This window comes from Rhizobium sp. MHM7A (assembly GCF_005862215.1).
Lineage (GTDB): Bacteria > Pseudomonadota > Alphaproteobacteria > Rhizobiales > Rhizobiaceae > Rhizobium > Rhizobium bangladeshense.
Genome location: NZ_VCHT01000003.1, coordinates 474,776 through 494,488 on the forward strand (window position 1 = coordinate 474,776; position 19,713 = coordinate 494,488).

17 protein-coding genes are annotated in these 19,713 nt (G+C 61.8%); 4 read left to right on the top strand and 13 right to left on the bottom strand.

Translation table 11 applies throughout. The features are described from left to right. The first annotated feature begins 115 nt into the window (after positions 1-115). Positions 116-2,230: a glycine--tRNA ligase subunit beta gene (glyS, locus tag FFR93_RS15210; RefSeq protein ID WP_138393814.1), complete on the top strand. Its 2,115-nt coding sequence runs from the start codon at positions 116-118 to the stop codon at positions 2,228-2,230. Between the two features lie 138 nt (positions 2,231-2,368). Next, entirely contained in the window at positions 2,369-2,857 is a 489-nt protein-coding gene (locus FFR93_RS15215; protein WP_064706301.1) for a DUF523 domain-containing protein, read from the top strand. 79 nt (positions 2,858-2,936) lie between these two features. Here FFR93_RS15215 and FFR93_RS15220 read toward each other — a convergent pair whose 3' ends face one another. From FFR93_RS15220 to FFR93_RS15270, 11 genes are all read right to left on the bottom strand, one after another. After that, positions 2,937-4,760: a methyl-accepting chemotaxis protein gene (locus tag FFR93_RS15220; RefSeq protein ID WP_138393815.1), complete on the bottom strand. Its 1,824-nt coding sequence runs from the start codon at positions 4,758-4,760 to the stop codon at positions 2,937-2,939. A 430-nt stretch (positions 4,761-5,190) separates the two neighbouring features. After that, complete coding sequence (locus FFR93_RS15225; RefSeq protein WP_064706299.1) at positions 5,191-5,652, bottom strand: plant virulence effector HPE1-like domain-containing protein; 462 nt, start codon at positions 5,650-5,652, stop codon at positions 5,191-5,193. A gap of 93 nt (positions 5,653-5,745) precedes the next feature. Then, positions 5,746-7,029: a phosphoribosylamine--glycine ligase gene (purD, locus tag FFR93_RS15230; RefSeq protein ID WP_138393816.1), complete on the bottom strand. Its 1,284-nt coding sequence runs from the start codon at positions 7,027-7,029 to the stop codon at positions 5,746-5,748. 64 nt (positions 7,030-7,093) lie between these two features. After that, positions 7,094-9,028 (bottom strand): DUF2207 domain-containing protein, encoded by a 1,935-nt coding sequence (locus tag FFR93_RS15235; protein ID WP_138393817.1) that lies wholly within the window; start codon positions 9,026-9,028, stop codon positions 7,094-7,096. Positions 9,029-9,065: 37 nt separating this feature from the next. Continuing rightward, complete coding sequence (locus tag FFR93_RS15240) at positions 9,066-10,328, bottom strand: 3-phosphoshikimate 1-carboxyvinyltransferase (RefSeq protein WP_138393818.1); 1,263 nt, start codon at positions 10,326-10,328, stop codon at positions 9,066-9,068. A gap of 91 nt (positions 10,329-10,419) precedes the next feature. Further along, the gene (locus FFR93_RS15245; RefSeq protein ID WP_138393819.1) at positions 10,420-10,971 is read right to left on the bottom strand and encodes a LemA family protein; all 552 of its coding nucleotides are present in this window, start codon (positions 10,969-10,971) and stop codon (positions 10,420-10,422) included. 105 nt (positions 10,972-11,076) lie between these two features. Beyond that, positions 11,077-12,825 (bottom strand): DUF2207 domain-containing protein, encoded by a 1,749-nt coding sequence (locus FFR93_RS15250; RefSeq protein ID WP_138393935.1) that lies wholly within the window; start codon positions 12,823-12,825, stop codon positions 11,077-11,079. A 223-nt stretch (positions 12,826-13,048) separates the two neighbouring features. Further along, positions 13,049-13,600 carry an AAA family ATPase gene (locus tag FFR93_RS15255; RefSeq protein WP_138393820.1) on the bottom strand — a complete coding sequence of 184 codons (552 nt, stop codon included), beginning with the start codon at positions 13,598-13,600 and terminating at the stop codon, positions 13,049-13,051. Continuing rightward, on the bottom strand, positions 13,597-14,553 hold the full coding sequence (locus FFR93_RS15260) for a glycine--tRNA ligase subunit alpha (RefSeq protein ID WP_064706293.1): 957 nt from the start codon (positions 14,551-14,553) through the stop codon (positions 13,597-13,599). The genes FFR93_RS15255 and FFR93_RS15260 overlap by 4 nt, the downstream gene beginning before the upstream one ends. A gap of 270 nt (positions 14,554-14,823) precedes the next feature. Then, on the bottom strand, positions 14,824-15,015 hold the full coding sequence (locus FFR93_RS15265) for a hypothetical protein (protein WP_064694015.1): 192 nt from the start codon (positions 15,013-15,015) through the stop codon (positions 14,824-14,826). 18 nt (positions 15,016-15,033) lie between these two features. Then, entirely contained in the window at positions 15,034-15,894 is an 861-nt protein-coding gene (locus FFR93_RS15270) for a S49 family peptidase (protein WP_064706292.1), read from the bottom strand. A 181-nt stretch (positions 15,895-16,075) separates the two neighbouring features. On the opposite strand from FFR93_RS15270, the gene FFR93_RS15275 reads away from it, so the two are divergent. Continuing rightward, on the top strand, positions 16,076-17,416 hold the full coding sequence (locus tag FFR93_RS15275; protein ID WP_138393821.1) for an Nramp family divalent metal transporter: 1,341 nt from the start codon (positions 16,076-16,078) through the stop codon (positions 17,414-17,416). Positions 17,417-17,478: 62 nt separating this feature from the next. Here FFR93_RS15275 and FFR93_RS15280 read toward each other — a convergent pair whose 3' ends face one another. Both FFR93_RS15280 and FFR93_RS15285 read right to left on the bottom strand, forming a co-directional pair. Further along, positions 17,479-18,255, bottom strand: a complete 777-nt coding sequence (locus tag FFR93_RS15280) for a methyltransferase (protein ID WP_138393822.1) — start codon at positions 18,253-18,255, stop codon at positions 17,479-17,481. 7 nt (positions 18,256-18,262) lie between these two features. Next, the gene (locus tag FFR93_RS15285; RefSeq protein WP_003569978.1) at positions 18,263-18,490 is read right to left on the bottom strand and encodes a DUF2007 domain-containing protein; all 228 of its coding nucleotides are present in this window, start codon (positions 18,488-18,490) and stop codon (positions 18,263-18,265) included. Positions 18,491-18,598: 108 nt separating this feature from the next. On the opposite strand from FFR93_RS15285, the gene FFR93_RS15290 reads away from it, so the two are divergent. Further along, positions 18,599-19,615, top strand: a complete 1,017-nt coding sequence (locus tag FFR93_RS15290; RefSeq protein WP_138393823.1) for a polyprenyl synthetase family protein — start codon at positions 18,599-18,601, stop codon at positions 19,613-19,615. The last annotated feature ends 98 nt before the right edge of the window (positions 19,616-19,713 follow it).

Sequence of the window (19,713 nt, forward strand, 5' to 3'; positions counted from 1 at the left end):
GGTCACCCCGCCATCGCTCTCACCCGTTTTTGCGGTTGTGCAGATGCGGCATTCTTTGATAGCAGAAGCAACGTTTTTGGATCGCCCTGCCCGAGGGCGCAAGGAAAAGAGTGACATGCCAAACCTTCTTCTCGAACTTCGCTCCGAAGAGATTCCGGCCCGCATGCAGCGCAAGGCTGCGGGCGACCTGAAGAAGCTCGTCACCGATGCCCTTGTCGAAGCGGGTCTGTCCTATGAGGGTGCGCGAGAATACTGGACGCCGCGGCGGCTGGCGCTCGACATCCACGGCCTGACGGCACGCTCGGCCGATGTGCGCGAGGAGCGCAAGGGGCCGCGCACCGACGCCAACGAGAAGGCGATCGAGGGCTTTCTGCGCGGCGCCGGCCTTTCTTCGGTCTCCGAAGCCCAGGTGGTGAGCGATCCGAAGAAGGGCGATTTTTACGTCGCCGTCATTTCCAAGCCGGGCCGCGCTGCCGAAGATATTGTCGCCGAGGTGATGCCCGGCATTATCCGCGATTTCCCGTGGCCGAAGTCGATGCGCTGGGGCAAGGCCTCCTCCAAACCCGGCGCCTTGCGCTGGGTGCGGCCGCTGCAGTCGATCGTCTGCACTTTCGGCCCCGAACATGAAGAGACGGTCGTCATCCCCTTCGAGATCGACGGCGTTACCGCCTCCAACGTCACCTACGGCCATCGTTTCCATGCGCCCGAGGCGATCACGGTCCGCCGCTTCGACGATTACGCGGCGAGCCTGGAAAGGGCGAAGGTCATCCTCGACGCCGAGCGGCGCAAGGACATCATCCTCCACGACGCCCGCGACATCGCTTTCGCCAACGGGCTGGAGCTGGTGGAAGACGAAGGCCTGCTGGAGGAAGTCTCCGGCCTCGTCGAATGGCCGCAGGTGCTGATGGGCTCGTTCGAGGAGGATTACCTCTCCATCCCCTCGGAGATCATCCGCCTGACGATCAAGACCAATCAGAAATGCTTCGTCACCCGCAAGCAGGGCGACGAGTCGTTGTCGAACAGGTTCATTCTCGTCTCCAATATCCAGGCGAGCGACGGCGGCAAGGAAATTACCCATGGCAACGGCAAGGTGGTGCGGGCCAGGCTTTCCGACGCGCTGCATTTCTGGAAGCGCGACCAGGGCGACATGCCCGATCTCGAAACACTGAAAGCATCTGCCGCAAAATTCAGCCTCGACCTGACGAAGCCGCTCGACCAGCGCATGGCCAAGCTCGACGCGCTCGACGTGACCTTCCATGCCAAGCTCGGCACGCAGGGCGCACGGGTCGCCCGCATTCGGTCGCTGGCGAAGGAGCTCGCCGCCATCACCGGCGCGGACGCTGCTCTCGTCGATCGTGCCGCCGTGCTCGCCAAGGCCGATCTGCGCACCGAAGCCGTCGGTGAATTTCCGGAGCTGCAGGGCCTGATGGGCCGCAAATATGCGGCGCTGCAGGGCGAGAACGCCTCCGTTGCCGCGGCGATCGAGGACCATTACAAGCCGCAGGGCCCGTCGGACCGCGTGCCGGACGACAAGGTGGCGATCACGCTGGCGCTTGCCGACAAGCTCGACACGCTGACGGGCTTCTGGGCGATCGACGAAAAGCCGACGGGTTCGAAGGATCCCTTCGCCCTGCGACGGGCAGCCCTCGGGGTCGTCCGCATCCTGCTGGAGCGACGGATCCGGCTGCCGCTGCTGGCGACGACCAAGGACGGCGATCTGCTCTCCTTCTTCCATGATCGTCTCAAGGTCTACCTGCGTGACCAGGGTGCCCGGCACGATCTGATCGACGCCGTGCTGACGCCTGAAGCCGACGACCTGTTGATGGTGGCGCGCCGCGTCGAAGCGCTGACGGCCTTCATCACCTCGGAGGACGGCAAGAACCTGCTTGCCGGCACCAAGCGCGCGACACAGCTGCTCGCCGCCGAGGAAAAGAAGGGCACCGTCATCGCCGACGGCGTTTCGCCGGCGCTCTTCAGGCTCGCTGCCGAGAAGGAGCTGTTCGCCGCCATATCGAGCGCCTCGGAGGATGCGGCGAATGCCGTTGCCGCGGAGGATTTCCGCTCGGCGATGGAAGCACTTTCCAAGCTGCGCGGCCCGGTCGACCGCTTCTTCGAAGACGTGCTCGTCAACGACGAGGACGCCGCGATCCGCGCCAACCGCCTCGCCCTGCTCAGGCTGATCCGCGAGGCGACGGGAACGGTGGCGGATTTCTCGAAGATTTCGGGGTGAGCGGTTTTTGGGCTGGGTGCTCTTCCCAGTGCTAACGCGAACGCTGTGCTTGCCGCATCTCTGATTGCGTGGTTTATTTTGGTCGGTCCACGATAATCACCCTAGCATCACCGTCCCCGTGGGATTACTCAAACAGCCATGCAGAGCAAGATCCTCGTCAGCGCCTGCCTCATGGGGCACGCCGTCCGTTATGACGGGCGGGCCAAGCCTTTGCTTCATCCGGCGATCGAGATATGGCGGGCCGAGGGGCGGCTGGTGACGATCTGTCCGGAGATGTCGGCGGGTATGGCGGTGCCGCGGCCGCCGGCGGAGATCGCGGATGGAGCGACCGGCGAACAGGTTCTGGCCGGCAAGGCGCGGGTCGTCGAGCTGACCGGCGGCGATGTAACGGCAGAGTTCCTGCAGGCAGCGGAGAACGCCGTGGCGCTCGCACGGCAAACCGGCTGCCGCCATGCGCTGCTGATCGACGGCAGTCCATCCTGCGGATCGGATTTCATCTATGACGGGACATTTTCCGGCCGCAGGCAGGCCGGCAATGGCGTGACCGCGGCGGCCCTGAAGGCGGCTGGCGTCGAGGTGTTTTCGGACAGGGAAATCGACCAATTGCTCGACCGTCTGGCACCATGAGCCTGAAACGACACGGCCGCCGGAAAACCGACGGCCGCTAAGATTTTGGTGCTGAAAATCCTGATTGTCGCCGCGCCGCTCAGGCAGCGCGACGACCTTGATGCGTGACCGGTACAGCGCTTTCGCCGCTGACCCGGAAGCCGCGGATGAGGTTGATCAGTTCGTCGGTGTCGCTGGCGAGCGTCTCGGCCGATGCCGTGGTCTCTTCGGCCATGGCGGCGTTCTGCTGGGTGGCGGCGTCGAGCTGATTCACCGACGAGGAGATCGAGCGCAGCGTGGTGTCCTGTTCGGAAGCGCTGTGGGCGATCTTGGCGACGATCTCGTTGGCGGCCTTGATCTGGTCGGAGATGCGCTTCAGCGCCTCGCCTGCCTCGCCGACCAGACGGACGCCGTGATCGACCTGGCTGGAGGAGCGGGCGATCTGGTCCTTGATCTCCTTGGCCGCGGCGGCGGAACGTTGGGCGAGTTCGCGCACTTCCTGGGCGACGACGGCAAAACCCTTGCCGGATTCGCCGGCACGGGCCGCCTCGACGCCGGCATTCAAAGCCAAGAGGTTGGTCTGGAAGGCGATCTCGTCGATAACGCCAATGATCTTGGTGATCTCCGAAGACGATTTCTCGATGCCGCTCATCGCCTCGATCGCCTGGCTGACGATCGCATCGCTATGGGTCGCCTCGGCGCTGACGGCATGCACGCGCTTGCTCGCCTCATGGGCGCCATCCGCGGTCTGGCGGACGGCGACGGTGAGCTGATCGAGGGCGGCAGATGTTTCTTCCAGACTTGCGGCCTGGCGCTCGGTGCGCTGCGACAATTCGTTGGAGGCGCGGCGAATTTCTTCCTTGCTCGTGCCGATGTCACTGCCCTTGACGCTGACCTTGGCCATGGCGGCTTCGAGATGCGACAGCGCATCGTTGAAGTTGTCGCGAAGGGCGGCGTATTTCTGGCCAAGATCGGCGCAGCGGACGGTAAGGTCGCCGCGGGCGATCAGCTCCAACGCCTGGCCGATCGTCGTCACCACGCGGGCCTGGAGCGCGGCCTCGTCCTGCTGCTGGCGCAGGTTGTTTTCGCGCTCACTTTCCAGCGCCAGCTGCTGGGCCGCCTCGCGGTCGGACATTGCATGGCGTTCGCGGATCTTTTCCTGCAGCGACAGGGTCGCTTTTGCCATCATGCCGACCTCATTGTTCATGCCGGTATGCGGGATGGCGATGGAAACGTCCTCTTCTGACACCGCCTTCAGGGCGGCGTGGACATTGTTGAGAGGTCCCGATATGCCGCGGATGACGACGTAGGCGGCAGCCATGGCAAGGAAGAAGAGAACGATGCTGCCGGAAAGGGCGGTCAGGATCGTGTTGTTGACCTGCGCATCGAGATCGTCGGTGTAGACGCCGGTGACGACGACGACCTTCCAGGGTTCGAAAGCCTGGCCATAGGCCGTCTTTCGGTAATCGCCGACCGGCTGGCCCGGCTTGCTGGTGGAATAATAATCGACAAGGCCGCCGCCCTGCTGGCCGAGCTTGACCAGCTCTTCGCGATAGAGCTTGCCCTTGCTGTCCGGTTGGCCCTTCAGGTTCTGTCCGACCTTCGAGGCATCGTAGTGGAACATCATCTGGAGATCGTAACTATATCCGAAGAAATAGCCGTCCGGATCGTATTTCATGCCATTGACGGTGGTATAGGCCTGCTTCTGGGCATCCTCCAGCGTCATTTCGCCCGCGGTGACCTTGGCCTGGTAAAGCTTGAGAACCGAGACCGCCGACTGAACCTCGGCGCGGAGCATGTCATACCGCTCCTTGTAAATCGCATCGACCGAGGAGCGGATCTGCAAGGACGTGGCGATCGCGAAGGCCATCATCAGGCCAATGACCAGCAATATGAGCTGCTTCGATATCTTCAAATTTTTCATGATTCCTCGCAAAGGGGAATGAGGGAATACATTCCGGTGCGGTCTTCTACCGCCTGTGCGAGCGCATCCAGGAGGACGCGTCTACCGCTGCTGAAACAACATGCTGCGACCGGCGAATAAGAATTGAAGCTGACTCAATAAGAAAGCTTTAATTTTATTCAAAACAACGGGAATTTCCCTAAAAATCAGGGGGTGGCGCTCCGACACAACCCGCGCATTTTCACGCGACGGTCGAACATCACACGGTTTTCGACGTCCAGACGTTTCTCGGGGCTTCAAAGCCGAATGCACCCCCGCTTCTCTTCGAGGGTGCATTCGCTCCACCGTGGTGGAACCCCAAGCGATCGACACCTTGATCGGGCAGGGGCAGGGAACGTTCGGAGCGGCTCAGCTCGCCATGGAAGCGCAAAGCAGTCTTGCGGCTTGGATTTCAGAAACGCAGCTTGAATTCGGAAACATCGAGGGCCGCCGGCTGTTCAGCCATGCCGGCGGCAACCGGCCTGGCATCGCCGCCGATGACGGCTGCGGTCGTTGCGTTCATATCTATGCCATGTTCGGGCGGGATCGAAGGCTCGGCGGCAGCCAAGGCTTCCGGCGTTGCCTTGGTGACGAAGACGACGGGCGAGCCGCCCATCCAGGCTTCGGTGCGATAGATCTTCTTTTCGCCGCCGACGCTACGGACTTCGCTTGCCTGGAGGACGCCCGGTTTCAGTTCCGGCACCGCATAGTCCTTGTGGCTCTGTTCGGCCTGCAGCGGCGGGCAAGCAGCGCAGCTTTCAGTGACGATGCTGCCCTCGGCACGCGCTGCCGTCTTGCCGATCACCTCAATCGAGGAGGCCACCGCCGAGCCTGCCATCAGCAGGATTGCCGCACCGAGGAAAATCTGACGCATCAACGCACCTCCGTCTCACTACGGGAGCGTTATAGCGAAGCTTTGTTTCCATCCCGTCAGGGGAAAGGGTAAAAATTTAAGGAACTCGGCGGTTTATACTTTGCCGGAGGCTTTTTCGCGCTCGACCGCACGCCAGCCGATGTCGCGCCGGCAGAAGCCGTTTTCCCACCGAACCCTGTCCAGCAGCGCGTAGGCGCGACCCTTCGCTTCGGCAACCGTGCGGCCTGATGCGGTAACGTTCAGCACCCGTCCACCGGTCGCGACCAGGGCGCCGTCCTTCACGCCCGTGCCGGCATGAAACACCTTCTCGCCCTCGCCTGCCTCCGGCAGGAATTCGATCGGTGTGTTCTTCTGATAGCCGCCGGGATAGCCCTTCGAAGCCATGACCACCGTGAGCGCCGGATCGTCGCTCCATTCGGCGCTCACCTGATCGAGCGTTCCATTGGCCGTGGCCAGCAGCAGCGGCAGCAGATCGCTTTTCAGTCGCATCGTCAGCACCTGGCATTCCGGATCGCCGAAACGGACATTGTATTCGATAAGCTCCGGCCCCTTCTCGGTGATCATCAGGCCGGCGAAAAAAACGCCGGAGAAGGGATGGCCGCTTTCAGCCATGCCGCGGATCGTCGGGTCGATGATCTCCTTCATCGTGCGCTCGACCATCTCGGCCGTCATGACCGGCGCCGGCGAATAGGCGCCCATGCCGCCGGTATTGACGCCGGTGTCTCCCTCGCCCACCCGCTTGTGATCCTGGGCGGTCGCCAGCGGCAGCGCATGTTTTCCGTCACAGAGACAGAAGAAGCTCGCTTCCTCGCCATCGAGATAGGCTTCAACGACGACTTCGGCGCCGGCCGCGCCGAAGGCGCCCTCGAAGCAGTCGTCAACCGCGGCAAACGCCTCGTCCAGGGTCATCGCAACGGTCACGCCCTTGCCGGCGGCCAGACCGTCAGCCTTGACGACGATCGGCGCGCCCTGAGCGCGAATATAGGCTTTGGCTTTCGGCGCATTGTTGAAGCGCTGATAGGCGCCAGTCGGAATACCATAACGGGCGCAGATATCCTTGGTGAAGCCCTTGGAGCCTTCGAGCTGGGCGGCGGCGGCAGAGGGGCCGAAGACCGCCAGGCCATCGGCGCGCAGCCGGTCCGCGAGACCGGCGACGAGCGGCGCCTCGGGGCCGACGACGACGAAATCGATCGCCTTCTCCCTGCAGAAGGCGGCCACCGCTTCATGATCCTCGATATTGACCGGCACGAGGACGGCGTGTTCGCCAATGCCGGGATTGCCGGGCGCGGCGTAGAATTCGCTCATCAACGGCGATTGCGCCAGCTTCCAGGCGAGCGCATGCTCGCGTCCGCCCGATCCGATCAACAGAACCTTCATGCGCCACCCTTTCCTGTTCCGTCAGGCGGTTAAGGGCCAAGGGGCGAAAGGTCAAGCGAGAAAGCTACCAGCCTCCACCTCCCCCGCCTCCGCCACCGCCGCCGGAGGAGCCGCCGCTGGAAAAACCGGAGGATGAACTCGACGGCGGCGGCGAGGGTATCGTGGAAGCGATGGTGGACGCCATCGACGAGGAGAACCCGCCGACGCGGTCGGAGAAGCCGCCGCTGTCGAAATCGCCGGAATACCAGGAGGGGTCGTAGGCCGCGGCCGCGCCGGCGGAAGCTGCCGCAAGCCAGGTCTCGAAGGTGCGAGACCAGGGCTTTTCGACGCCCAATGCCACGGCGTAGGGAAGCAGCGTCTCGAAATGCTGCGGCGACATTGCAGGCGCGCCCGCCATGTTCATGCGGTCCTTCTCGGCAAGCGTCAGATATTGCCGCAGGCCGTCGATGCCGTCCATCATCCTGGCGCCGAGCGGGGTCGGCGCGCCCATGATGAAGAAATAGAGGATGTTGAGCAGCACGATGCCGCCGATGGCAAAGAGCATCGGCGTCTCGTGCAGTTCGATCAGCGACGAGGCGAGCGTCAGGACAATGATGGAAAGAATGCTGATGCCGACAAAAACGCCGACCGCTGCGGCGATGACGGCCATGACCTTGGCGAACAGCGATCTGCCGTGGTGCAGCGACTTGACCAAACCGGCGATGAACACTGAAATGAAGACGGAGACGGCAATCGGGATCAGCATCAGCGCGATCGTGTCAGGCTCCAGCGAGCCGAAGACGAACAGCGCCACCAGGGCGGCGGCACTGAGCGCGACGCCGCCTATGGTATAGCCGATGTTGGAATTGTAATATTTGCCGCGATGTTCCTTCTCGATCGCCGAACGGAAGGACTGCCCAACCGATTTTACCCGCTCGCCATTGGCCTTGTCGATCGTCAGCATGCTGCCTTCGCCGCCGGCGAATTTCAGCAGCTCGGCCTCGCCAGCCTGAAACTTCTCCTTGCCGAGCGCTTTGCCGGTGCCGCGGATAACGATCGAATTCTTCAGGTCTTCGAGTTTGACGTAGCCGCGGACCGCCAGATTGAGCGCCGTGGCGGCAAGTGCGGTCCAGCCTTCCCCGGAGAAGCCCTTATTGTCGATGTAGTTGACCAGCGCTGGGGAAATGCCTTCAGGGGCATCCCATCGTGGCACGATGACGCCGCGCGCAGGATCGCGGCCGACTTTCAGCCAGGATCTCAGGTAATAGGCGAAGACCAATGCCAACCCGCCGAAGCCGATGAAATAGTTGCGGTTGTCCTTCAGCCACCAGCTGCTCTCCATGTCCGCGCTCGGCGGATCGATCGAGCCCTTCGGCATGCGGATCGCAAAGGACAAGCCTTCTTGGGGGCCAAGAGGCGCGGTGGTGGAAAAGACGAGGCCGGCGCCGGTTTCGCTGACACGGGCATCCTTCCCCTTGGCGCCCTGCGGGCCGGTAAAGAAGGTCGTCTCGGTGGCGGTAACGCCGGGCGGCAGCGTCACCGTCGCCGTCGCCGAGCGGATCGGGAAGATCCAGCCATTGCCGGTGACGTTCCAGTAGAGCTCGTTATGGTAGTCGAAATAGCGGATCTGGCGGTTGGTCCTGTAGGTGAAGACGTAACGATGACGGCCCGGCGCCACCGTCACTTCGGCGGAGCCCGCATAGATGCGGATGCCGCCCGATATCGATTCCGTGTGCCAGGGCTCGTCCCTGCCATCACGCTTCACCGACACCATGTCGAAATCGACGCTGCGGCGACGGCCGCCGGCGTCAGTGAAATAGAGCGGGAAGTCCCGGAAGATGCCGTGATTGATCTGATCGCCCTCGGCATTGACGGTGATCGTTTCCGTCACCGTCATCGCACCGCTCTTTTCGAGCGCAATGTCGGAGAGGAAACTGTCGATCAGTTCCGTAGCAAAGGCCGCCTGGGCAGCCACCAACAAGAGCAGCGCCAAGCAGAAACCGAAAAACCGACGCTCCATCCTGCCTCCCCGCCGGCTGCCCCGGCTGCGCCTTGCTTCAATCCTTGTCCCGATAGGTCACGCCAAGGGCGGCGAGCGTTCGCCAATAGGCGGGGAAGGTTTTGCCGACGCAATCAGGGTCGAGAATGGTGATGCCATCGATCTTGAGGCCGGCGAGCGCAAAGCTCATGGCAATGCGGTGATCGGCAAAGCTGTCGATCTCGGCCGGCAGTGCCTGACCGGCAAGAGCGGGATCGGAGTGCACGATCAGATCGTCACCATCCTCCACGGCCAGGCCTTCGCGGATATTGTTGAGCCCCGTCGACAGGGCGCGGATGCGGTCGCATTCCTTGACGCGCAGATTGGCGATCCCGACGAAACGGACCGGCGTCTCGTTGAAGGCGGCAAGCACGGCAATCGTCGGAATGGCATCCTGCATCTGCGAGCCATCGATTTCAGCCGGCAGATGCGGGAACTTGGCGATCGTCTCGTAAGCCTTGGCATCCGGCTGAGTGAAGGCATCGTTCGGGACGCCGAGATCGATCCTGCCATCGCTCAGCACTTCGGCTGCCCAGAGATAGGTCGCGGCGGAGGCATCCGGCTCGATGACGAAATCGGCGGCGCGGTAGCCGGTCGGCTCGACGCGCCAGGTGACGGCGCTGGTCTTCTCGACCCTGGCGCCGAAGGCCTTCATCGCCGCCGTGGTGAGATCGATATAGCCGAGCGCGCCGATATCCTCGCCGACGAGTTCGATGTCAACAGGCCGGTCGCCGCCCGCCGCCATCATCAGCAGGGCCGAGACATATTGGCTGGAGAGGCCGCCATCGATCAGGATCCGGTCGGCCTCAAAGCGGCCGGTCCCCCTGACGGTGACCGGCGGGCAGCCGGTCTCGGCGCTCACATCGATGCCGAGCGTGCGCATCGCCTCGACCAGCGGGCCGATCGGGCGCTTGCGCATGTGTTCGTCGCCATCGACGATGACGGTGCCGTCGACCAGGGCAGCCGCCGCCGTCAGGAAGCGTGTCGCCGTGCCGGCATTACCGAGGAAGAGCGGCGCTTTCGGCGGCATGAGCCTGCCGCTGCCGGTGACGACGAAGGTGGTGTCGTCGGGTTCGTCGATCGCAACTCCCATGGCGCGCAGCGCATCGGCCATATAACGCGTATCGTCGCTCTTCAGCGCGCCGGTCAGCCGGCTCGTGCCCTTGGCAAGGCCCGCCAACAAGAGCGCGCGGTTGGTGATCGACTTCGATCCCGGCGGCATGGCGCGGCCCGAAAGCGGCTTGCCCGGCGGGATGATCGTGAGTTTGGCTGTGCGTGTCATGCTATGTCTTCCGTCCCTGAGCGAGGCTAAGGCGCGTCGCCACCTGCCCTTGCTCTTAATCGCTTTTTCGCAAAGGCAAAATGCCGGATCGTCAGAATTTGACGCTGGGAACGGCGCGATCGGCCTCGTTGGTGATTTCGAAGTATTCCCGCTTGGCAAAACCAAACTGGCCGGCGACGAGATTGGAAGGGAAGCTTTCGACCTTGACGTTCAGGTCGCGGGCCGCGCCGTTGTAATAACGCCGCGCCATCTGTAATTCGCCTTCCATCGTTTCCAGGGAATCCTGCAGTTCGGCGAAATTCTCGTTGGCCTTGAGATCGGGATAGGCCTCGGCGAGCGCGATGACCCGACCGAGCGCCTGGCCGAGCAGACCCTCCACCTGCGCCCTGCCGGCGACATCGCCCGATGGCACCGCCTGTGCCTTGTTGCGGAGGGAAACCACCTCTTCGAGCGTCGATTTCTCGTGGGCGGCATAGCCCTTCACCGTCTCGATCAGGTTCGGGATCAGATCGGCACGGCGCTTCAACTGCACATCGATGCCCGACCAGGCTTCTTCCGCCATCTGCCGGGAGCGCACCAGGCCGTTGTAGATGAAGACGATGTAGAGTGCGATGACAGCGATAATAGCGAGTATCACGTACATGCAGATGGGCTCCCCGATTTGATGATTGCACGTTAGTGATTCGAAACAACAAAGTCATCGTGGCGCGGTCGTTCTTCGGCCTCAGACCTTGATATCGCCGTCCGTCTAAGAACTGCTCCGCCAATCCGGAGCATAGGTCTCCATCTTTTCGCTTTCTCGCCAGCGATCGAAGCGCTCGGTCCAGTGTTGCTCGACGTTCAGGGCAACAGCGAAAGGAAGGTGGTGCTCGTAGCATTCCACCGACATTGCCGGGCCTTCGATTTCTCCGAGGAAATAGCGATTCAAAACGAGAATGTCATTGTGGATCTGTCGCTGCTTCGGCGTGGGTATGCGCAGCGCCACAACAGTCACAATGCCGACGATATCCAATAAAATCGCCATCAGATATGGCCGCTGTTCGCTGATAACCTCAGTCGTACCGATGTAGGAAAGTGCAGCAATCACTATCGCCGGAAAACCCAGAAACAGAATGAGCGCCTGCTTGAATTGCTCGGAGGTGCTGACTGCCATGGGAAACCGCTCCGGGTGGCGGAACATCATTACAACTATGAAAAGAACCAACAATATCCCGCAGATGGAAACGGAAAAGATCAACAGGCCCGAGAAATAGGCGGCAGCAGTGCCAAGAGCCAGAATGGTGGCCGCAGCCACCAGCCGTGTTCGATCTGCGCCGCCTCTAACTTTTCGATATTCCTCAGTGACTGTCTGATGCAAGTCACGTTCGAAACCATACAGGGCATTTAGGACCGTCCGCCGGTCATTGACAGGCCGCTCTCCTTCAATTCGACCAAATACCGAACGCGTCACCGCGGGAAGGCCATACCATCTGGCGCGCGCCACCTTGCCTTTCTTGCGCACCTGTCTGGCAGACAAATCCGAAGCTTCGGCATCCTCACCAAGGCTGGAAATGCGAAGCAGTCTCTTCATTGCGAGATGGCAGGCAGACGCCATGAAGGCCGGCTTCGCGGCCTCCGGCTTCCAGTTCGAAAACAAATAGGCCGCCAACGCAGGCGATGTGCTCTCCGTCTTCTTGCTATCGAAGGCTATCAACGATGCAGGCAATCGCCAGGCCTGCCCCAACCTAGTAAGGACAAACAGACCGGCGACGATTGGTCCCAAAATCCTGATGAACGGGAGAAAGTGATCGGAGAGCCACCACTCTACCCGCGTACCGCTCGTTATGGTCACAAAGGTCCCTGCGGGATATTCGACCTCGATGTCAGGCAGGACTCGATCCCTTTTACCTGCAGGAATAGACACCTGGATCTCATTCGGCGCGCTCGGCATTATGTGATAGGTGCTCTGCCGATCCTGTTGCGAAGGGCGCAACGTTCCGCCCGGCGGCAGCTTCAAAGTAAGCGTTTTTTTCGCGCCCTGGCCATGCACGCGGCCCATATAGGCCGGCAGGAAGAGAATCTCGCGATCGCCTTCCTGGCGAACCATGCGTCCGAGCCAGTAAGCGATCTGGATCTTTGTAGGAACCTTGGGCAGATCTGCAGAGCAACTTTTGCAGTGCTCCATTCCTATATAAATCGAATAGCCCGGCACATTGTTTTCCATGGAAAAATATTCATCGAGTCCGCCGCGCCGAGCTGCGGCCAGTTGGAAATCGCGCCAGTGAACACCACCTGAGGCATCCGTGAAACGTTGAGGGATATCAACGTAAACGCCGCCGTAATTTTCCGCCCTTTTGACCTCGATGTCGAAGAACTCCGACACAAAGGCAGTGCCGTCGGTGTAGACCTCAACCGTACTGTTTGCCGATTGGACGGTGAACTCTCGGTCGAAATTGCTGCACGAGGTCAGCGCGAGCAGCATGGCGCATAAGATCGGCCATGATAAAAGGCGCAACATACTGGAAACGGAATTTTCATATGAAATTTTAAAGTAAAAAATATCGCTCTTCAAAAGAGATACCGAAGCTTACGTTGTCGCAACACCAGATGATAACGTAGCGATGGTTTGCGCAATACAAAAGAAGCCTGTCCCTGGAGCGCAGGACTTTTTTTGGATGTGCGTCAGATTGACGCCGACGGCATCACGAAGACAATATGGAGTGCAGGTTTCCCGGCTGTCGTCAAACACCGATATGCGCGAGAATCCAGGCCGCCGTCCCTTCCGGTGAAAGCTCCGTCGTATCAATTTCGACTGTGTGTTCAGCCAGCCCGCGCAACAGTTTATAGTTTGCCCGGAGCCGTTGCAGCTTCGCCGTATCCGTCAGCTTGAGCGCCTCGGACCGGCCCGGCGAGATGAGGCGCCTGGCATTCTCCTCCGGCGCGCAGTCGAGGAGAACCGCGACCAGATCCGCGCCTCTAGCAGCAGCCAGATCGACATACCAGGAGAACATCGCACTATCATGCTCGTCATCCGCAAGAGCATCGGTAAAAACAAAACTTTCAGCAGGATCGGCGCGCACGGCGTGATCGAAAACCGCTCGCCGAATCTGCTCACGCAGTGATGCATGCAGAGGGTCGCTGCGGGTGAAAAGAGCTTCGGCTGGATTAAGCAGCGTGTGATTGTCGATGAGCCGCGCGCCGAGCCTTTTCGCCAGCATGCGGCCGACAGTCAGCTTTCCCGTGCCTGGCCAGCCGTTGATATGGATGATACGGCTGGCGGGCTTTTTCGTCACGCCGCCTCGCCCGTCAGATTGACGCCGCCGGCGTCGGTCAGCAGGAAGGCTTCGCCGCAGGCCTTGGCGAGCGTGCGCACCCGCAGAATATAGCTCTGGCGCTCGGTGACCGAGATGACGCCGCGGGCATCGAGCAGGTTGAAGACATGGCTTGCCTTGATGCACTGGTCATAGGCCGGGAATACGCATTTGTGCAGACGCTGATTGGCACTGTCGCCGGGGGCGCCGGCATCGAGCAGCGCCCGGCATTCCTTCTCGGCATCGACGAAGTGGCGATGCAGCATTTCGGTATTGGCGAATTCGAAATTGTGACGCGAATATTCCTGCTCGGCCTGCAGGAAGACATCGCCATAGCTGATCTTCTCGTCGCCCTCGCGGCCGTTGAAATTGAGGTCGTAGACATTGTCGACGCCCTGGACATACATGGCGAGGCGTTCGAGACCATAGGTCAGTTCGCCTGCGACCGGCGCGCACTCAATACCGCAGACCTGCTGGAAATAGGTGAATTGCGAGACCTCCATGCCGTCGCACCAGCATTCCCAGCCGAGGCCCCAAGCGCCGAGCGTCGGGCTTTCCCAGTCGTCCTCGACGAAGCGGATATCGTGAAGCAGCGGGTCGAGGCCGATCGCCGCCAGCGAGCCGAGATAGAGCTCCTGCAGATTGGGCGGGTTCGGCTTCAGAATGACCTGATACTGGTAATAATGCTGCAGCCGGTTCGGGTTTTCGCCATAGCGGCCGTCCGACGGGCGGCGGGAGGGCTGGACATAAGCCGCTTTCCAGGGCTTGGGGCCGAGGGCGCGCAGCGTCGTTGCCGGGTGGAAGGTGCCGGCGCCGACTTCCATGTCGTAAGGCTGCAGCACCGCGCAACCCTTGTCCGCCCAGTAGCTATGCAGGGTCAGAATCAGCGCCTGGAAAGAGCGCTTCGGGTTCATATGGTCGGGGAGAGCTGACATGGGATGGCACCGCTGGCTTGGGAATTATCGGCGCGACAGGTGCCACGGGGGGCGGCGGGGGTCAAGGGTTTTGCGGCAGTCGTATGCGTCGCCGAGAGCCGCTGCCGCTGCCTCTGCCCCTCACCCTGACCCGCTCCCCGTAAACGGGGCGGGGGACATGCCCTGCGGGAGGTGGTAGGAAACGGAGAGGGCGCGGCATGTCCCTTCGCCCCGTTTACGGGGAGAAGGCGGCGGCGGCCGGATGAGGGGCCGACGCAGGTGCTACGCCTCTTATTCCTCTTCGCGCTTCAGCCGATACTCGCCGGTCACGGGGTCCTTGACCAGTGTGCCGACCGCGCCGGTCTGGCGCTCCTTTTCGGCACGGCGCGATTTTTCGGCGAGCCTGCGCGCATCGGAGACGAAGCGGCGGTAGAGCCACCAGGCTGAGAACACCAGGATTAGGATCGTAATAAGCTGTGCCATGCCCCTCTCTTGCTCCTCTCAAAGTCCGAAGCGGCTCCACAATGCTCTCTCTTCGGCCGCTTCGACAAGCCCCGTCGCGAGGCCCGATGCGACACCATCGAGTGTGACAGGCGATACGCCGGGAATCCGGCGGCCGAACAGGCCGCGGCCGGCGGTGACGAGTTCCAGCCGGGTCTTCTGGCCGTAGCGCCTCTTCAATTCCTGGCGCATGTCGCCGAGGCCGTCGATGAGGCCGAGTTCGAGGCCGCGGGTGCCGCTCCAGAACAGACCGGAAAACACCGTCGCATCGTCCTTGAGCTTGCCGGCGCGGCGCTCGCGCACCATTGCGATGAAGACCTGGTGGATTTCGAGCTGCAGGCTCTTGAGGTATTCGATGTCCTTTTCCTTTTCCGGCTGGAAAGGATCGAGGATCACTTTGTTTTCGCCGGCCGTATAGACGCGGCGCTCGACGCCTATCTTCTTCAGGAGCTCGGGAAAGCCGAAACCGCCGGAGACGACGCCGATCGAGCCGACGATCGAGGTGGCGTCTGCGATGATCTCGTCGCCGGCAAGCGCAATCATATAGCCGCCGGAAGCGGCGACATCCTCGACGAAGACCAGCACCTTCTTCTGCTTTTCGCGGGCGAGCTCACGAATTCGGGTGAAGATCAGGCGGGACTGAACGGGCGAGCCGCCCGGCGAATTGATCGAGATGGCAACCGCTGGCGCGTCCTTCATGGCGAAGGCTTTTTCCAGGACCGGGGCGACATTGGCGAGATTGAGGGTTGGCCGGAACTGGCCGCCGCCGCTTATGATCGCGCCCTGCAATCTTACAACAGGGATGGAGAGACCATCCTTGCGAAACCGTTTCGGCAGCAGCTTTCTCAAGAATCCGGCCATTTCCTATCCTTCGCTTCGGGTCGCACGATCGTTATTTCGCGATCGCATCCATGTATGCGCTGGAACGACAAACGCAATGGTCGCGTTCCTGAAAACACCGGATTGATTTTCTTGTTGCGAATGACTTGCATTATCACGCTGCTCCGTCATAGTGCGCTCACGATAAACAGGTGGAAATTGCATGGACGCCCCCAATCCCAATGCAAAAAGAGGCTGGCGGCACGAGCGCGGAGAGGCTTCGCTGTCGGATGTCTACCGCACCGTCGGAACGGGGCGGCCGAGCTCGATGTTGCGCCGGGCCGCGGCCTTCGCCGGGCCGGGCTATATGGTTGCCGTCGGCTACATGGATCCGGGCAACTGGGCGACTTCGCTCGCCGGCGGCTCGAAGTTCGGTTATGCGCTGCTCACCGTGGCACTGCTTTCCAACCTGATGGCGATCGTGCTGCAGTCGCTCTGCGCGCGGCTTGCAATCGCCTCCGGCCGCGACCTCGCACAGGCCTGCCGCGACGCCTTTCCGAAATATGTCTCGGTGCCGCTCTGGGCTTTCGCGGAAATCGCCATCATCGCGACCGACATTGCCGAGGTTATCGGCACGGCGATCGGCCTCAACCTGCTGTTCGGCATTCCGCTTGAGCTCGGCGTTCTCATCACGGCGCTCGACGTCTTCCTGATCCTTTTCCTCCAGAAGCTCGGTTTTCGCTGGGTGGAAGCCTTCATCATCGCACTGCTCGGCGTCATCGCGCTCTGCTTCGGCGTTCAGATCTTCCTCGCCGATCCGCAATGGGGCGCGGTCATCAAAGGCTTCTTCCCGACGACCGAGATCGTCAGCAATCCTGAGATGCTCTATCTGGCACTCGGCATCCTCGGCGCGACCGTCATGCCGCACAATCTCTATCTTCACTCCGGCATCGTGCAGACGCGGGCCTATGGTCATACGGTACCCGAGAAGAAGGAGGCGCTCACTTATGCGACGATCGACTCCACCGTCGCGCTCTGTTTCGCGCTGCTGATCAACGCTTCGATCCTGATCCTTGCGGCCGCCGCCTTCAATGCGCACGGCAAGACCGATGTCGTCGAACTCGGCGAGGCGCATTCGCTGCTGTCGCCGCTTCTGGGCCTGGCGATCGCGCCGACGCTGTTCGGTATTGCGCTTCTCTGCTGTGGCCTGAATTCGACGGTGACGGCAACGCTTGCCGGCCAGATCGTCATGGAAGGCTTTCTCAAGATCCGGCTGAAACCGTGGGTGCGCCGGCTGATCACCCGCGCTATCGCCATCGTGCCGGCGGCGGTCGTCACAGTCTGGTACGGCGACCAGGGCACGGCCGAGCTTTTGATCCTCACGCAGGTCGTGCTCAGCCTGCAGCTTTCCTTCGCCGTCTTCCCGCTTGTCATGTTCACCGCGAGCAAAGCCAAGATGGGCGAACTCGTGGCGCCGCGCTGGCTGAGCGGCATCTCCTACGTGATCGCGATCTTGATCGCCGGGCTGAACGTCAAGCTGCTCTTCGACTTCGTCACCGGCTGAAGCAATTCCAGGAAAGTGTAGGAGCGGTTTTCCGTCCGGAATTGCGCTGGAAACAATCGAGCCTAAAGCCTGGCATAGGCCGCCCGGCCATTGTTGAAATCATCAACGAGAGGGGAGAACTTGTGGCTCCCCTCTTCGTGCATGATGAGGGCAGAGCGCAGCGACAGCCGCGCCCGCGAGCCCTTGATGGCCGTCACCAGGATGCGGACGGCATTTTCACCGGGGCGCGGATGGATGGCGGTGATCTCGATGCCGCCGAAGCGCCGGCCGCAGGCATCGATGATCTCCGCGATCGACTGGGGTCTGGCGATCAGCGACAATTGTCCGCCGGGGATCATGATGGCGCCGGCCGTGCGGATCCAGCGTTCGAACAGGCCGTCGGTCATCGCATGAGCTTCGGCTTTGAGCGCATCGGGCGTGCGCCGGTCGCCGGCATCGTTGAAGGGCGGGTTCATGATCACGTGATGGAAGCTTTCATCGGCAAGGCCGGCATCGTTGCGTGCCTTGGCGGTCAGCGTCACATCCGCCTCGACGACGCCGACGCGGGCGGCGAGATGGGCATTTTCCGGCAACAGGATGCTGCGGCGGGCGTAATCGGCCATCTCGGGAGAGCGCTCGAAGAGCACCACTTGCGCATTGGCAAGGCGCGAGGCGACGGCAAGGCCGGCAGCACCGGCGCCGGCGCCGAGATCGGCAACCCTGATCGCGCTAGGGTCGGCGACGAGAGCAGCCAGCAGCATCGCGTCCATGCCGGCGCGATGGCCCCTGCCCTTCGGCTGCACCACATGAAAGGCGCCGCGATGGAAGGCATCGATGCTTTCAGCGGGTCTGCCGGTCATCGCCCGCTCACGTCCTGTCGCGCAGTTCACCGCCGAGGCCGGCGTCGATCAGGATGCGGCGAGCCTGATCGGCCATTTCCTCATCCACCAGCAGGCGTCGCGGCAGCATGCCGAGCGACCCTTCCAGCACGCTCATGCCCTGATCGGCGATGAAGCAGTGAATTCCCGCATCCTTCATCAGGCTCTCCGCAAAGGAGAGCAGAACGGGATCGTTGGCGCGGATAAGTTCATGCATTTGCCGTGGTTTTCCTTCCAATTTCGCCAAGCGCGACAATTCACCCCTTGCCGCGTCCATCGCCCCTTTCTATTGTCAAATGCAATGAGTGAACAGGAGTCCGGGTCGTTGGGCGTGGTCATACCGCTTGAAGAAAGCAAAAACAAACTGGCATCCATCAAGCCGCTGGTCGATCTCACCAGGACTGACATGGAGCGGGTTAACCAGCTCATTCTGTCCAAGGCCGGCTCCGACGTACAGATGATCCCCGAAGTGGCGAACCATCTGATCTCGTCCGGCGGCAAGCGGCTGCGGCCGATGCTGACGCTGGCGGCCGCATCGCTGTTCGACTACCGCGGCGAAAACCACGTCAAGCTCGCCACCTCGGTCGAATTCATGCATACTGCGACGCTGCTGCATGACGACGTCGTCGACGAAAGCGACCTGCGCCGCGGCAAATCGACGGCGCGCATGATCTGGGGAAACCAGGCAAGCGTGCTGGTCGGTGATTTCCTGCTCGGGCAGGCCTTCCGCATGATGGTCGATGTCGGCTCTCTCGACGCGCTCGACGTCTTGTCTTCCGCGGCCTGCGTGATCGCCGAAGGCGAGGTGCTGCAGCTTTCCGTCGCCAAGAACATGGAGACGACGGAGGATGATTATCTCTCCGTCATCCGCGCCAAGACGGCTGCCCTCTTTGCCGCCGCCGCCGAAGTCGGCCCGATCGTCGCCGAAGCCGGCCGGCCCGGCCGCAACGCGCTGAAATCCTACGGCATGAACCTCGGGCTCGCCTTCCAGCTCGTCGACGACGCGCTCGATTATGGTGGCAAGGCCACCGATCTCGGCAAGAATGTCGGCGACGATTTCCGCGAAGGCAAGATCACGCTGCCCGTCATCCTCGCCTATCGCCGCGGCACCACGGAGGAGCGCGCCTTCTGGCGCGATGCGATCGAGGCCGGCAACAGCAGCGACGCCAACCTGGAAAAAGCGCTGGGGCTGATCACCAAATACGGCACGCTCAGCGATACGATCGGCCGGGCGATCCATTACGGCACGATCGCGCGGGACGCGCTGGCGCCGCTTCCCGATACGGTATGGAAATCCGCCTTGATGGAAGTGATCGACTTCTGCATCGAGCGCGTCAATTAACCGAACGCCTTCGAGCGCGGGCTGATTTTCTTGCAGCGCCGCTCCAAAAAAGCCATCCTGTTATGAATCAGTGATCACAACTGATTTGCGACCGGCAG